Origin of the sequence: Kitasatospora sp. NPDC098652 (assembly GCF_044760155.1) — a bacterium.
GTDB lineage: Bacteria > Actinomycetota > Actinomycetes > Streptomycetales > Streptomycetaceae > Kitasatospora.
Genome location: NZ_JBIWAQ010000001.1, coordinates 366,608 through 380,551 on the forward strand (window position 1 = coordinate 366,608; position 13,944 = coordinate 380,551).

The 13,944-nt window shown below is 74.4% G+C and carries 13 protein-coding genes; 4 read left to right on the forward strand and 9 right to left on the reverse strand.

Annotated features, from left to right (window positions below):
• Positions 1-19 precede the first annotated feature (19 nt).
• Positions 20-1,054, reverse strand: a complete 1,035-nt coding sequence (locus ACIQWA_RS01585; protein ID WP_402476717.1) for a polysaccharide deacetylase family protein — start codon at positions 1,052-1,054, stop codon at positions 20-22.
• A 157-nt stretch (positions 1,055-1,211) separates the two neighbouring features.
• Here ACIQWA_RS01585 and ACIQWA_RS01590 point away from each other — a divergent pair, with 157 nt between their 5' ends.
• The gene (locus ACIQWA_RS01590) at positions 1,212-1,733 is read left to right on the forward strand and encodes a GNAT family N-acetyltransferase (protein ID WP_402476718.1); all 522 of its coding nucleotides are present in this window, start codon (positions 1,212-1,214) and stop codon (positions 1,731-1,733) included.
• A 20-nt stretch (positions 1,734-1,753) separates the two neighbouring features.
• On the opposite strand, the gene ACIQWA_RS01595 is transcribed toward ACIQWA_RS01590, so the two are convergent.
• On the reverse strand, positions 1,754-2,659 hold the full coding sequence (locus tag ACIQWA_RS01595) for a carbohydrate kinase (protein WP_402476720.1): 906 nt from the start codon (positions 2,657-2,659) through the stop codon (positions 1,754-1,756).
• Positions 2,660-3,170: 511 nt separating this feature from the next.
• Between ACIQWA_RS01595 and ACIQWA_RS01600 the strand changes: the two genes are divergently transcribed.
• Entirely contained in the window at positions 3,171-4,694 is a 1,524-nt protein-coding gene (locus ACIQWA_RS01600) for a M1 family metallopeptidase (protein ID WP_402476723.1), read from the forward strand.
• 208 nt (positions 4,695-4,902) lie between these two features.
• On the opposite strand, the gene ACIQWA_RS01605 is transcribed toward ACIQWA_RS01600, so the two are convergent.
• On the reverse strand, positions 4,903-5,442 hold the full coding sequence (locus tag ACIQWA_RS01605; protein ID WP_402476726.1) for a pyridoxamine 5'-phosphate oxidase family protein: 540 nt from the start codon (positions 5,440-5,442) through the stop codon (positions 4,903-4,905).
• Between the two features lie 193 nt (positions 5,443-5,635).
• Here ACIQWA_RS01605 and ACIQWA_RS01610 point away from each other — a divergent pair, with 193 nt between their 5' ends.
• A complete protein-coding gene (locus ACIQWA_RS01610) occupies positions 5,636-6,673 on the forward strand; it encodes a terpene synthase family protein (RefSeq protein ID WP_402476729.1) in 1,038 nt (345 codons plus the stop codon).
• Positions 6,674-6,702: 29 nt separating this feature from the next.
• Here the strand turns inward: ACIQWA_RS01610 and ACIQWA_RS01615 are convergent, their stop codons facing one another.
• Positions 6,703-7,386, reverse strand: coding sequence for an alpha/beta fold hydrolase (locus ACIQWA_RS01615; RefSeq protein WP_402476732.1), 684 nt, complete (start codon positions 7,384-7,386; stop codon positions 6,703-6,705).
• Positions 7,387-7,564: 178 nt separating this feature from the next.
• On the opposite strand from ACIQWA_RS01615, the gene ACIQWA_RS01620 reads away from it, so the two are divergent.
• On the forward strand, positions 7,565-7,801 hold the full coding sequence (locus tag ACIQWA_RS01620; RefSeq protein WP_402476735.1) for a hypothetical protein: 237 nt from the start codon (positions 7,565-7,567) through the stop codon (positions 7,799-7,801).
• 101 nt (positions 7,802-7,902) lie between these two features.
• Here the strand turns inward: ACIQWA_RS01620 and ACIQWA_RS01625 are convergent, their stop codons facing one another.
• From ACIQWA_RS01625 to ACIQWA_RS01645, 5 genes are all read right to left on the reverse strand, one after another.
• Complete coding sequence (locus ACIQWA_RS01625; RefSeq protein ID WP_402476738.1) at positions 7,903-8,661, reverse strand: hypothetical protein; 759 nt, start codon at positions 8,659-8,661, stop codon at positions 7,903-7,905.
• Between the two features lie 215 nt (positions 8,662-8,876).
• Positions 8,877-10,454: a sigma-70 family RNA polymerase sigma factor gene (locus ACIQWA_RS01630; RefSeq protein WP_402476740.1), complete on the reverse strand. Its 1,578-nt coding sequence runs from the start codon at positions 10,452-10,454 to the stop codon at positions 8,877-8,879.
• A 199-nt stretch (positions 10,455-10,653) separates the two neighbouring features.
• A complete protein-coding gene (locus tag ACIQWA_RS01635) occupies positions 10,654-11,640 on the reverse strand; it encodes a CAP domain-containing protein (protein ID WP_402476742.1) in 987 nt (328 codons plus the stop codon).
• 186 nt (positions 11,641-11,826) lie between these two features.
• Complete coding sequence (locus ACIQWA_RS01640; protein ID WP_360230786.1) at positions 11,827-12,306, reverse strand: GNAT family N-acetyltransferase; 480 nt, start codon at positions 12,304-12,306, stop codon at positions 11,827-11,829.
• A 243-nt stretch (positions 12,307-12,549) separates the two neighbouring features.
• Entirely contained in the window at positions 12,550-13,941 is a 1,392-nt protein-coding gene (locus ACIQWA_RS01645; protein WP_402476745.1) for an MFS transporter, read from the reverse strand.
• Between the last annotated feature and the right edge of the window lie 3 nt (positions 13,942-13,944).

Sequence of the window (13,944 nt, forward strand, 5' to 3'; positions counted from 1 at the left end):
CCGGCCGGCCGGGCCCGCCCTACAGGTAGTCGTCCAGGCGGCCCAGCGAGTAGCCGGCCGCGGTGACCTCGTTGAGCACCTTGCGCAGCAGGTCCGGCATGGTGGCCTTCCAGTCGGAGATGCCGCGGAAGTGGGTGAGGATGATGTCGCCCGGGTGGAGCGTCCGGTCGTCGTAGCGCCACTCCATGTGGTCCGGGAAGGCCTCCTCGTTCCACAGCGGGACGGCCTGCACCCCGCAGGAGGCGGCGGCGCGCAGGGTGTCGTCGTTGTACTCGCCGTACGGGGGGCGGAACAGCCGGGGGCGTACGCCGATCTGCTGCTCCAGCTGGTCCTGCTGGTCGCAGATCTCCCGGCGCTGGGTCTCGTAGTCGAGGACCTTGAGGTTGCGGTGGTTGATCGTGTGGTTGTTGATCTCCACGCCCTGCTTGTGCAGGTCCCGGAAGTAGCCGTAGTTGTCGCGGACGAGGTAGTCGGAGAGGAAGGCGCTGAGCGGGATCCCCAGCTCCGCCGCCATCCGGGAGAACTCCGGGTCCTTCTCGAAGCCGTCGTCGATGGTGAGGAAGACCACCTTGTCCTGGGTCGGCACCCGGAACACCACGGGCGGGCGGCCGTCCTTGAGCTTGACGCCCTGCACCGGGGTGAGGACGGCCTTGGCCGCCGGGCGGCCCGGGGCCTTGAGCGGCGGGCGGTCCAGGCCCCAGCGCCGGGCGGTCTCCAGGGCGGCGCGGGCCAGGTCGGCCTGGCGGGCGGCCGCCTCGCTGCTGGTCTCCTCCTGTTCCCGGGCCAGGCCGGGGAGCAGCGGCGGGGCGGCTTGGGCCGCCCCGGTGGCCGTCGACGCCGCAGCGGAGCCGGCGGGCGCGGCGGCGGGCGCCGCGGGAGCTCCGGCGGCGGGTGCCCCGACGGCCGGGGCGGGCTTCGACGGGGTGGCGGGACCGGCGCAGCCGGTGACCACGGCGGTGAGGCAGACGGCGGCCAGCAGGCCGGTGCGTGCGCCGCGCCGCTGCTGACCTTTCCTCAGATCTCCGTTAATGCGACAAACTGATGGTCCGTTCATAGCTGCTACTGCTCCCCCGCCGGGCGCTCCCGCCAACCCTCCGTCACCCGCCCGGGGCAACGGCACGCCGCCCGCCTTGCCGATCCTTTGCCGAATCCTCCGCCACCGGCAGGAAAACCCTTTGCGACCACCGCGCCCGGAAACGGATCATGCGCGCATGACCGACCGCTGGACCATCACCACCACCGACGTGACCACCCCCGAGGCCACGGACCTGCTGCGCGAGTACTACTACGACGTGGCCAACCGCTACTACCGCCTCCACCTGGGCCGCGAGGGCACCCCGGAGGAACTGGAGTCCGGCCTCGCCGACTCCCCCAGCGACGACCTGGCCGCCCCCACCGGCCTCTTCCTGCTCGGCCGCTACGACGGCGCGCCCCAGTCCTGCGCCGGCCTGCGCCGCTACGACGCCACCACCGTCGAACTCACCCGGGTCTTCGTCCGCCCCGGCCTGCGCGGCACCGGCGGCGGCGCCCAGCTGCTCGCCGCCGTCGACCGGGCCGCCCGCACCATGGGCGCCGAGCGGATCGTCCTGGACACCCGCCTCGACCTGATCGAGGCCCGCACCCTCTACCTGCGCAACGGCTACCGGGAGATCCCGGCGTACGGCGACACCGGCCCGTACTCCGAGGTCTGGTACGGCAAGGACCTCACCGAGCCGGGCTGCCAGGGGAGTTGAGCGCCGCCGGGCGGCCCCGGCTACCGCGCCCCGGCCGCCCGGCGGCGCTCCAGGACCGCGGCCAGCTCGGCGGCCGAGGGCGGGTTGGCACCGGGGCGGGAGACGGTCAGCGCGGCGGCGGTGACGGCCTCGGCGAGGCAGTCGGCCAGCTCCTCGCCGGCCGCGCGGGCATGCAGCAGGGCCGCCATGAAGGAGTCACCGGCGCCGACGGTGTCCGCCACGGCGACCGGGACGGCCGCCACCCGCTCCCGGCGGCCCGCCGCGGTGAGCGCCAGGGCGCCCTCCGCCCCGAGGGTCACCGCGACCACGGCGGGCCCCAGGGCGAGCCAGCGCTCGGCGACCGCCTCGACGGGCTCGCCCGGGTAGAGCCAGCCGAGGTCCTCGTCGCTGGCCTTCACCAGCTCGCTCAGCGCCACGCAGCGCTCGACCCGGCGCACCGCCGCCGCCCGCTCGCCCATCAGCGCGGGGCGCACGTTCGGGTCGTAGCTGACCGGCACCCGGTCGCGCCAGCGCTCCACCAGGGCGAGCACCGCGGCGGCGCCCGGCTCGGTGACCGCGCCGATCGAGCCGAGGTGGATCGCGGCGGGAGCGGCGGGGAGTTCGGTCGGCGGCAGCGTCCAACCGATGTCGAAGGTGTACTCGGCCCGCCCCTGCCCGTCCAGCCGCACCACCGCCGAGGGCGTCCGGGCCACCTCGGCCGCCCGGACCACCACCCCGGCCGACTCCAGGTGGCGGCGGATCAGCCGCCCGTCGGCGTCCGGCCCCAGCTCGGTGAGCAGCACCGCCGGGTGGCCCAGCCGGGCCAGGCCGTACGCGACGTTCGCCGGGCTGCCCCCGGGGTGGACCCGGTCGGGGGCGCCGTCCGTGCGGACGATGTCGGCGACGCACTCACCGATCACCAGGAGGTGCGAAGCGGGGCTGGTCACGGCGGCTCCTGGCATCCGGTACGCGGGCGTCGTCCGGGGGCCAGCCTACGCGGTGCGTCCGGGAGGGCGTCCGGGCACAGGAGTACGGGCACAGGAGTACGGCCGCCGGACCTGGCCAGGTTCTCCGACGGCCGTGGCCCCGTCCGTCAGGGGACGGAGCACTACGAACGCTAGCCCCGGCCCGGGGGCGCCGCCAGCACCGTGGTCCGTCCGGGGGACGCGCGCGTGTCGGCACGGTTCGGCCGGGCGGAGCTGACGGTCCACTAGGGCGTGTCTGACAATTCGCGTCGGATCAGCGCGCGCCGTTGGGGTGCGTGCATCGCAAGGCGGAGGAGGGAGTCCATGCGGAGCATCGGCGACTGACGACAACGCGGCGAGGTGCGTGCCCCGGCGTCGCGCGCCCGGCGGGAATTGTCAGACACGCCCTAGCATCCGTCATCCGTGGCCAGTGCGTCGCGCACGCACCGGCCCCGACCCTCCGGCCCCGACCTCCGAAGTGTGGTGATCCCCCTTGGTCCCGCTGCGCAGGCTCCGTGCCGGACTCGCCCCGGCGCTCGCCCTCGGTGCGGTGCTGCTGGCCGCGAGCGCCCCGCCGGCCACCGCCGCGGACGGGCTCGGCGATCCGGTCTACCCCTCGCTCGGCAACCCCGGGTACCGGGCGCTCGCCTACGACCTGTCCTTCGAGTACCGGGCCGACACCCGGACCGTGGACGCCACCGCGGTGATCACCGCCCGGACCACCCGGACCACGGCCGCCCTGTCACTGGACGCGCTCGGGCTCGACGTGCACGCCGTCCGGGTCGACGGGCGGGCGGCCCGGTTCGCCGTCCACGACGAGAAACTGACCGTCACCCCCGGGGAACCGCTGCGCCGCGGCAGCACCGCGCGGCTGACCGTCGAGTACACCGCCGACCCGCGCGCCGCCCTGCCGCACACCGGCTGGGTGCCGACCGCGAACGGCTTCGCGGTGGCCGGGCAGCCCGCCAGTGCCCACACCGTCTTCCCGTGCAACGACCACCCGAGCGACAAGGCCCGCTTCACCATCACGGTGACCGCGCCGGATCCACTGCTGGGCGTCGCCAACGGGGAGCTGACCCGGACCGTGCCGCTCGGCGACGGCCGCACCACCCGGCGGTACGTCTCCCGCGAGCCGATGGCCACCGAACTCGTCCAGGTGTCCGTCGGCGACTACACCGTCCGCGCGCGCACCGGCCCGCACGGGCTGCCGCTGCGCGATGTCGTACCGACCGCCCGGGTCGCCGAGCTGGCCCCGGCCCTGGACCTCACCGCCGACCAAGTCCGCTGGGCCGAACAGCACTTGGGGCCGTTCCCGTTCGAGTCCTACGGCATCCTGCCGGTCGACACCGACGACCCGGCGGCCTTCCGCTTCACCGGGCTGGAGACCCAGACCCTCACCCTCTACAAGCCGGGCTTCCTGCGCCAGGCCGAACCGGCGATCGGCTCGCACATGATGCACGAGCTGGTGCACTCCTGGTTCGGCGACAGCGTCACCCCCGCCACCTGGGCCGACCTGTGGCTCAACGAGGGCCATGCCGACTACTACGGCCTCGCCTACCGCTACGAGCGCGGCTGGCCCGACGCCTGGGGCGACACCACCCTGACCGCCCGGATGCGCCGGGTCCACCACCTCGGCGACCAGTGGCGGCACGACTCCGGCCCGGTCGCCTCGCCCACCGCCGACACGCTCTTCGACGACCAGCGCTACACCGGCGGCGCCCTGGTGCTGTTCGCCCTCCGGGAGAAGGTCGGGGCGGCCACCTTCGACCGGATCGAGCGGACCTTCCTGCGCGAGCACCGCCACGGCACCGCCACCACCCGGGACTACGTCCGCACCGCCTCCGAGGTCTCCGGGCAGGACCTCAGCGGCTTCCTGGACGACTGGCTGTACGGGCGGCGCACCCCGCCGGTGCCCGGCCACCCGGACTGGACGGTGGCGCCCGTGTCCACCACTCCGGACGCCGCCGGCGCACGCCCCGCCGGCCCCCGGACGCCGGAGCACTCGGGAACGGTCTGACCCGCTTCGCGGGGTCCGACCGGCTTGCGGAGCTTTCGGACGCTCCGTCGCCGTTCGCCCGCCCGGGCGCGCCACCGTGCACGCCCGGGCGCCCCCGTGCGCCCCTGGCCGTCCGGGGGCGGACGGGCCATGGTGGTCCCCACGGCCCGCCTGCCGCCCGGCCTAGCCCCGGCCGGCACGCGGGCCGTCCAAACCCTTCCTCCTCCGGTCAGGTCCGCGGCTCGGCGGTCCGGTCACCGTCGAAGCGGTAAGCGGTCTGGCCGAAGCCGCCCTTGGCGAAGGCGAGGACCTTGGCGGGCCGCACCGCGAAGACCAGGGCCTCGCCCCCGTCCTGGTGGGCGAAGCCCTCCGCCGTCACCCGGAACCGCCACTCGCCGTTCCACTTGGTCGTCCAGGCGGCGGCGAGGCGTTCGAGCGCGGGGCGCGCGGTGACCCGCTCGGCCAGACCCTCCACCACCACGTCGAGCCCCCGGTCCCAGTGGTTGCAGCCGGTGGCCAGCGCCACCTGCCGGTTCCTGTCCAGGTTCACGGCCTTCTGCTCCTCGGAGCCGGTGGTGAAGTGCAGTTGCCCGTCGAGCCACACGGCCACCAGGGGCGTGACGTGGGGGCGGCCGTCGGACCGCACCGTGGTGATCCAGAACAGCTGTGCCGACTCCAGCACCTCACGGACGGTCTCCCACGGCGTCGCGCCCGCCCCGGGGTCGCTGAACCGTTCGTCGAACCGGACTTCCGGGTCGTTCGCGCTCATTCGTCGCTCCCGTCAGGAGGAGGTGGCCGGACACCACCGGACCACGATCGGCGGCTACGGGGCAAGGTAACCGCCGGCCCCGGCCGTCGACGGCGACACGCCCCACCGTGCGCCCTTGCGGCCGGAGGGCCGTCGCGGCGACCCTTGGGGCGAACGGCGGCCGGCCCACCCTCGCGTTCGAAAGGGCGTCCCCATGCCTCAGGACACCGCGTTCACCCTCCCCTTCGACGCCGCGACCAGCCCGGACGCCGACGCCGCCCGGCGGCGCAGCCTGCTCTGGAGCCGGCGGCAGGGGCTCCTCGCGGACCCGGTCGACGAGGCGCGCTTCCTGCGCTGGGACATCGCCGGACTGATGGCCGTCTGGAACCCCCGGACGGGCGGGGCCCGGCTGGACCTGACGGTGGACGCCGTGGTGGTCGCCACCTTCCTCGACGACCACGTGGACGGCCCGCTGGCCGACCGGCCCGACCGGGTGGGCGCCGTCTGCGCGGACTTCAACCGCGTCATCGCGGCCGGTGGCCGGCCCCCGGCGGGTGCCGGGCCGCTGCTGCGGGCGTTCGGCGACGTGTGGCGGCGCCTCGCCGACGGCGCCTCCCCCGCCTGGCTGGAGCGCACCGGACAGCACTGGCAGTGGTTCCTCGGCGCGTACACCCAGGAGGCCCGGAACCGCGCCCACCGACACGTCCCGACCCTCGCCGAGTACGCCGAACTGCGCCGCCGCTCCGGCTTCGTCCACGCCATGCTGGACCTCAGCCAGAAGGCCTACGGCTTCGAACTCCCCGACCGGCTGTACAGCCAGCCCGTGGTGCGCCGGATGCTCGACATCACCGCGGACGTCGTCGACACGCTCAACGACGTCCACTCCGTCGAGAAGGAGGAGTCGCGCGGCGACCTCCACAACCTCGTCCTCGTCATCGAGAACGCCCCGGACCGGGCGCGCGCCCACGCCGGGGAGCGGGGCCGGGAGCGGGAACGCGCGGACACCGTCCGGGAGATCCAGGGCATGGTCACCGCGTGGTGCGAGGAGTTCCTCGTCCTGGAGCAGCGGCTGACGGACGGCGTCGGGGCGCGGGACGCCGGAACCGCCGCCCTGATCACGGACTGCATGCGCACGGCGATGAGCGGCTACCTGGAGTGGAGCAGGACCACCCGCCGCTACTCCCACCTGGTGCCCGCCGGCGAGGCCGCCCTCGCCGCGGACCTCGTCCCGGACCTCGTGCGGGCGGACTGACCGTTCTCGCCGGACGGTGCGCCCGGGCCCTACTCCAGGGTCTTGGCGGCGTCCCGGATGACGTCGAGGACGAAGTCGGGGTGCGACAGCATGGGGACGTGGCTGCTGTCGATGTCGAAGGTCTTCGCGCCCATCCGCTCGGCGGCGGCCCGTTCCAGGTCCGGGTTCACGGTGCGGTCGTTGTTCGCGACGATGTACCAGCTCGGCTTGGTGCGCCAGGCGGTGCCGGGGACCTGCTGGGCGAACAGGTCGGCGACCGGCACGGCGCCCGTCGCCAGGACGAGCTTCTGCTCGGCGACCGGCAGGTCGCCGCAGAAGTCGGCCACACCGGCCTCCTGCAGCCAGAGGCGGCCGTCGACGACGCCGACGTGCTGGAAGACCGGTGTCGGGGGGAACTTCTCCTGTTGGCCCACCGAGGTCTCGTCCTCGTCCGGGGCGAGCGCGGCGATGTAGACCAGGGCGCCCACCCGGTCGTGGACACCGGCCTTGGTGATCAGCGTCCCGCCGTAGGAGTGGCCGACCAGCACCACCGGGCCCGGCACGTGCTCGATGGCCCGGGTGACGCACGCGACGTCGCCCTCCAGCGAGTCGAGCCCGTGCTGCGAGCTGTAGACCTCGTGGCCCTCGGCCTGGAGTGTGGGGATCAGCTTGTTGAAGCACGAGCCGTCGGCCCAGAGCCCGTGGGCGAATACGATGCTGGCCTTACCGGCCATGACGTCCTCCTTCGTCGATACCGCGCCGTGACGGAACACGGAACACTGCGGTCAGTATCCGTTCGGTCACCGTGCGCGGCATCCCGGTCGTACCGACCTCGCACCCCGCGCACCGTTCGGGGCCGCGATGCTCCGGGGCTGCCCGTAACCCTTGCGGCGCGGTTTCGTTGGACCGGCCATGAAGAAGCGCAGCATGCTCGCCGTCGCCTCGCTCGCCGTCGGCGTGGTGGCCTCCCTGACCGCTCCGAGTGCGCACGCCAGCGAGATCGGCGGCCAGGAGGGCCTGCCCGGTCCGCTGGCCAGTGCCCCGGACGCGGTGCCGGGGCCGGTCGGGGACGCGGGCGGCGTGGTCGGCCAGGCCACCGGTTACGTGACCGGCTCGGCGGACGGCCTGGTGCCGGTCACGCCCGCCTAAGTCCGAGCGCCCTCCCCGGGCCCTCTCCGGACTCTCGGGGCGGGCCCGGGGAGGGGTGGGTGCGGCCGTCGCGCGGCTCCCCTCCCCGGGCCCGGGTCGGCTCAGGCGCGGAGGAGGTACCAGCCGCCCATGCCGCTGCAGCCGGTGTTGACGTAGGCACCGAGGCGGAAGCCGGCCGGAACGGGCTGGTACGGGCAGACCACCTGTCCGGCTCGGGCCACCACCTGCAGCCAGGAGCCGATGCCGCCGCAACCGGGCACCTGGTGGCCGATGTTGACGTAGCCGGGCGGGATCGGCGAGCCCGCGCAGGTCCAGATGCCGTCCCTGGCGAGCTGCATGAACCAGGCGTCGATGTTGGTGCAGCCGTTGCCGTTGGGGGCGTGGGCGGTCAGTACGTAGCCGGGCGGGACGGGCGAGGTGCCGCAGGTCCACAGGCCGTCCACGGGCAGGCGCATGTACCAGGAGTCGTAGCCGTCGCAGCCGGTGGGGTTGTGCCCGGAGAGCACGTAGCCGGCCGGGATCGGCGAGGTGGCGCAGGTCCAGATGCCGTCCCGCACGGGCTGCTGGTACCACATGCCGGCACCGTTGCAGCCGTTGTTGGAGTGCATGGTGAGGACGTAGCCGGGGGTCACGGGCGCGCCCCGGCAGATCCAACCGGGCCCGGCCGCAGCGGCGTTGGTGGCGGCGGGCGCGGCGGAGGCGGAGGCGGAGGCCCCGGAGGGTGCGGCGGAGGCGGGTGCGGCACCCGCTCCGACCAGGAAGGCCACCAGCAGCGCGAGCGCCCCGGCCAGCGCGGCCAGTCGGCCCCGGAGGGCAGTGGTCGACGAACGGTCCAGCTGTCGGTCACGCGGTTCTGTCACTTCACACCAGTCCTGTCGGCAGGTCCGTAGGGCCCCGCACGGCGGATGTGCGGGCGCCGGGGTGGTGGAACGGTGCGACGGTAGCAAGAATTGGAACGCTCCAAGAGGGGTTCCAGACGAGCGGCATGCACACGTCAGAGATTGGCCGGAAACGCTCGCCCGGCCCGGCCCGGGCGGAGCAGCTCCGGGCCGGGCGGGGGGCGGGCGAGGGCCGGTCAGGACATCGGGGCGCCCAGGTCCTGGGTCCACAGGGTGCCGGCGGGGCTGGCGGCGACGCCGACACCGATGTCCTTGAAGCCGCAGTCGAGCATGTTGGACTGGTGGATCCCGCCGTCCATCCAGCGGGCGAAGACGCTCGCCGCCGTGGTCGGGCCCCGGTCGAGGTTCTCGCCCCACTGGGACCAGCGGTAGCCCGCCGCGGTGATCCGGGCGTCCGCGCGGACACCGTCCGGGTTCACGTGGTCGAAGAAGCCGCGGGCGGCCATGTCGTCGGAGTGCTTCTGGGCCGAGGCGTGCAGTCGGGGATCGATCCGCAGCGGGGCGCAACCCGCCTTGGCGCGTTCGGCGTTGACCAGGTCCACCAGCTGCCGTTCCGGGTTGGGCTGGGGCGCGGCCGGGGTCGACCGGATGGCGGTCGGCGAGGGCGTCGCGGTCGGGGTCCCGGTGGGGGTCGGCGTAGGCGTGGGGGTGGCGGTCGGGGTGTCCGGGACAGCCGCCGGCAGGGCCGCCGGGGTGTCCATCGCGGCGGCCGGGGTGGTGGGTTCGGGCACCGCCGCCCGCGGCGGCTCGGTGGGGTTCGACCAGACCAGGGCCAGGGTGGTGACGGCCACCGCCGCGGCCGTACCGCCCGCCAGCGCGGCCTTGCGGGCGGCGGTGCCGGCCCAACCACCGTGCGCGCCACCGCCGGTGGCCGCACCGGCAGCCGTACCGCCCGCGCCCGATCCCGCACCGGCCGCCGCCGTGTGGGCGCCCGCCGCGGCGGTCGCGGCCGTGTGCTGGAAGTGCAGCAGCGTGGGCGAGGCGGACGGGATCGGGACCAGCGCGAGGCCGGCCAGCAGGCCCTCGGCCGGGAAGAGGTCGCGGCCCAGGCCGTCGCAGCCGGCGCAGCCGCGGATGTGCCGGGCGATCCGCTTGCGCCAGACCGAGTTCGGGGTGCCGTCGAACCCGGCGGTGACCTCGGCGAGTTCGGGGCAGCGCGGGTAGGCGCCGAGGGCGCGGACCACGACCCGCCCGGCCTCCAGCTGCTTCTTCATCCGCTGGACCCGCACGGCGGCGTGCGGCACGGTCAGGTCGAGGGCCGCCGCGAGTTCGGCGCGGGTGAGGTCGCCGGCCGCCTCCAGCCACCACAGGGCGAGCAGTTCACGGTCGTCCGGATCCAGCCAGCGGGTGGCCTCCGCCACCTCGCGGCGCTGGCCGGACAGGCCCAGGCGCAGGATGGTGAGGTCGGTGAAGTCGGCCCGGGGGTCGGGGACTTCCCAGGTCTCGTCCAGGCCGCCGACGGTGGGCTGCTGCTGCCCGGCGGCGTGGCGGCGGCGGACCTGGTTCATGGTGATGGCGACCAGCCAGGAGCGGAAGGACTCCGGGTCGCGGAGCCCGTCCAGGCCGTCCAGGGCCCGGATCATGGTCTCCTGGGCCACGTCGTCCACGTCGGCGTGGCCGCGCAGGGCGCGGCCGGCCACGTTGTAGACGAGCGGCAGCCAGGTGGCGACCAGGGCCTCCTGGGCCTGCCGGTCACCCGCCTGCGCCGCGCGTACCAGGGTCGTCCCGGTCCTGTTCTGCACATCAGCGTTCATGGTCCGCACTCCGTCTTGCCGTGTTTCCGTCCGCCGCTGCCTCCTCGGAGACCTGTGGGGAGTGATCAGATAACAACAATGTGCACGGAATCGGAAAATCGGACTGCCCGGTGGCCGGCGGTACCGGCCACCGGGAGTGAGCGGCGGCGGGGTCAGGGGCGGACGGCGATGACGAGGGGCGGAGCCGGGGCGGGCCCGGTCAGGCCGGAGCGGCGAACACCTGGGTCCACCACGGGCCGTTGGCGCCGGTCCGCACCCCCACCCCGAGCTGCTTGAAGTCGCAGTTCAGGATGTTGGCGCGGTGGCCGGGGCTGTTCATCCAGGACTCCATCACGGCCGCCGGGTCGCTCTGCCCCCGGGCGATGTTCTCGCCCCAGGTGCTCCAGCGGTAGCCGACCGCCTCGATCCGGTGGTCGGCGTGGTAGCCCTCCGGGCTGGCGTGGTCGAAGTAGTTGCGGTTGGCCATGTCGTCGCTGTGCGACTGGGCCGCGCTGGCCAGCCGGGGCTCGGCGGTGACCGGGCCGCACCCGGCCTTGGCCCGCTCGGTGTTGACCAGGTCGACGACCTGCTGCGCGAACGCCGGGGACGATCCACCGCCTGCCGGAGCCGCAGCGGCCCGCTGGGCGGTGCCCGCGGCGGGGTTGGCGCTCGGGCGGGTGGGCGTCGGGCTCGGCTTGGCGGTGGTGGTGGCGGTGGCCGTCGGGGTCGGCGTCGCGGTGGGCCGGGCCGTCGGGGAGGCGGAGTCCGTCGCGGTGGCCGTCGGGCTCGGGGTGGCCGACGGGCCCGTCGCCGTCGGACTGCCCGAGGGCGGCACCGCGCCCGCGAGGCCCGCTCCCCCGGCGCCCGGCACCTGGATGCCCTCGTGCGTCCCCAGCTCGGCGGCGACCAGCGAGTCCGCCGCGGCGGCCTGCCCGGCGAGGTCCCGGTCGCTCTGCTTGCCGCCGTACGCCGCGTAGCCCGCCCCGGCCAGCGCGGCTATCAGGCCGGTCCCGGCCACGGCGGCGACGACCGCGCTCACCGGCACGAACCCGCCACGCCGGCGCCCCCGGCGCCCGTGCCCGGTGTGCCGCTGGGCGGCTCGCCGCGCGGCCCGGCCACCCGGGCGGCCGTGGCCGCCGCTCCCGCCGGCGCCGTCGTTGCCGCCGCCGCTCGCCGGGATGATGGTCGTCCTGTCGTCGCTGTTCACGTGGCCACTGCTTTCTGTCCAGGTCGGCTGGTCGGGTGCCGACACCTGGGAGACCCCCCGGCGGAACGCCGATAACAGAAACTCCGTACGAATGTTCCGGCGACTTGGTCAGGTGATCCGGTCGGCCGCTCCGGTCTGCCGTACCGGTCTGCCGTACCGGTCGGCCGTACCGGTCCGCCGGCGGGCTCAGCCGGCCGGGGCCTCCGGGGCCATGTCGTACGTGACGAACATCGTCCGGGTGGCGACCTGGTCGTACTTGCTGCGCGCCCGGTGGTTGTCGTCCGCGGTGATCCAGCGCACGGTGCTCCAGCCGCGCTCGGCGGCGATCTCCCGCAGCCGGGCCAGCAGTTCGTCCACCGCCCCGCCGCCGCGCACCTCGGGCGCGACGAACAGGTCGTCCAGGAACCCGGCCACCGTGCCGTGCAGCGGCCGGGCGAACGGCCGGAAGTGCGCGAAGCCGACCGGCGTCCCCGCGCCGTCCCGGACCAGCAGACCCTCCACCTCGTGCTCCGGGTCGTTGAGCCAGGACCACACCAGCTCGGCCTTCTCCTCCGGCATCGGCACCCGGTAGAACTCGCAGTACCCGCGGAAGAGTTCGCGCCAGCGCGGGTAGTCCCCCTGCTCCGGCGCACTGATGCTCCAACGGTTCGCGGCGGCGGTGCTCAACTCGGTCTCCTCGCTGGTCGAACGGCTCGGACCAGCATGCCGTCCCGCGCCCCGCCCGCCGATCTCCACCCCGGCCAACACCACCCGCTCCCGCACTCCACTCCGGCGCTTCCCAGCCGGCCGCTCTGCGGCTCCACCCGGGGAACGCGACGGCGGCCGGGCCGGAGCCCGGCCGCCGGGAGCGAGCCGTTCGGGGTGAGCCGTTCGGGGTGAGCCGTTCGGGGTGAGCCGTCGGAGTGAGGGTCAGAGACGCTCGGGGACGGGGTTGCCGACCGCTTCGATGGCGCGGCGGACCGGGACCTTCGCCAGGACGGCGAACCCGATCACGAAGAAGATCAGCAGCGAGATGATCGCCGAGCGGTAGCTGCCGGTGACCTGGTAGGCGAGGCCGAAGACCAGCGGGCCCATCCAGCTGGTGCCACGGTCGCTGACCTTGTAGAGGCTGAAGTACTCGGCCTCCCGGCCCGCCGGGATCAGGTGCGAGAACAGCGAGCGGGAGAGCGCCTGGCTGCCGCCGAGCACCAGGCCGATCATGCAGGCCAGGACGTAGAACCAGGCCGGCTGATGGGCCGGCATGAAGTAGCCGAGGGCCAGCGTGACCACCCAGCCGACCAGCGAGCCCAGGATGGTCTTCTTGGCGCCGTGGCGCTGGGCGATCCGGCCGAGCAGCAGGGCCCCGCCGATCGCCACGATCTGGACGATCAGCACCGCGATGACCAGGGTGCCCTGCTCCATGCCGAGTTCCTCGCTGCCGTACAGCGAGGCCTGCGAGACGACGGTCTGGATGCCGTCGTTGTAGCAGAGGAAGGCCGCCAGGTAGAGCAGCGTCAGCGGGTGCTTGCGCATGCTCTTGAGGGTGCGCCCGAGTTCGCGCAGGCTGCCGGCGGCCGGCTGGTCCGGCGCGGCCTCGGCGCGCGCCCGGACGACGCCGGCCCGGGAGGGCAGCCGCAGCATCGGGACGATGGTGAACAGCGCCCACCACAGGCCGGCCGAGGCCAGGCAGATCCGCACGGCGGTGCCGGAGGAGAGGCCGAGCGCCTCGTGGCCCTGGAACAGCGCCAGGTTGGCGATCAGCAGCAGTCCGCCGCCCGCGTAGCCGTACGCCCAGCCCTTGGAGGAGACGGCGTCGCGCTCGTCGGGGGCGGCCAGGCCCGGGAGGTAGGCGTAGGAGAGCGCCACGGACACCGCGTACGAGATGTTGGCGACCACCAGCAGCGCGCCGCCCAGCAGGTAGCGGTCGCCGCCGAGGAAGAACATCCCCATGGTGGCCAGCGCGCCCACGTAGGCGAAGCCGCACATCAGCTCCTTGTGCCGCCCGGTGCGGTCGGCGACCGTGCCGGTCAGCAGCATCGCCGCGACCGAGATCAGCACGGAGAAGGAGACCGTGTAAGGGAAGAACGATCCTGCACGGATCGCCAGGCCGAGCGGGTGCACGTCGCCGGACGCGTCGGCGGCGTTCTTCGCCACCTCGGTCAGGTACGGCCCCAGGAAGACCGTCAGGACGGTGGCCGAGAAGGCGGCGTTGGCCCAGTCGTTGATGTACCAGCCGAACTGCATCCGGCGCAGGGCGCGGCCGTCGTCGGCGGCCGCCGGAGGCGACGAGACGTCGTCCGGCAGGTGGTCCGTGGTGCTCATGGG

What these genes read in the sequence shown, in the direction of transcription:
- ACIQWA_RS01590 (WP_402476718.1), top strand. Translation starts at nt 1,212, where the DNA reads ATGACCGACCGCTGGACCATCACCACCACCGACGTGACCACCCCCGAG.
- ACIQWA_RS01645 (WP_402476745.1), bottom strand. Translation starts at nt 13,941, where the DNA reads ATGAGCACCACGGACCACCTGCCGGACGACGTCTCGTCGCCTCCGGCG.
- ACIQWA_RS01630 (WP_402476740.1), bottom strand. Translation starts at nt 10,454, where the DNA reads ATGAACGCTGATGTGCAGAACAGGACCGGGACGACCCTGGTACGCGCG.
- ACIQWA_RS01585 (WP_402476717.1), bottom strand. Translation starts at nt 1,054, where the DNA reads ATGAACGGACCATCAGTTTGTCGCATTAACGGAGATCTGAGGAAAGGT.
- ACIQWA_RS01615 (WP_402476732.1), bottom strand. Translation starts at nt 7,386, where the DNA reads ATGGCCGGTAAGGCCAGCATCGTATTCGCCCACGGGCTCTGGGCCGAC.
- ACIQWA_RS01620 (WP_402476735.1), top strand. Translation starts at nt 7,565, where the DNA reads ATGAAGAAGCGCAGCATGCTCGCCGTCGCCTCGCTCGCCGTCGGCGTG.
- ACIQWA_RS01605 (WP_402476726.1), bottom strand. Translation starts at nt 5,442, where the DNA reads ATGAGCGCGAACGACCCGGAAGTCCGGTTCGACGAACGGTTCAGCGAC.
- ACIQWA_RS01610 (WP_402476729.1), top strand. Translation starts at nt 5,636, where the DNA reads ATGCCTCAGGACACCGCGTTCACCCTCCCCTTCGACGCCGCGACCAGC.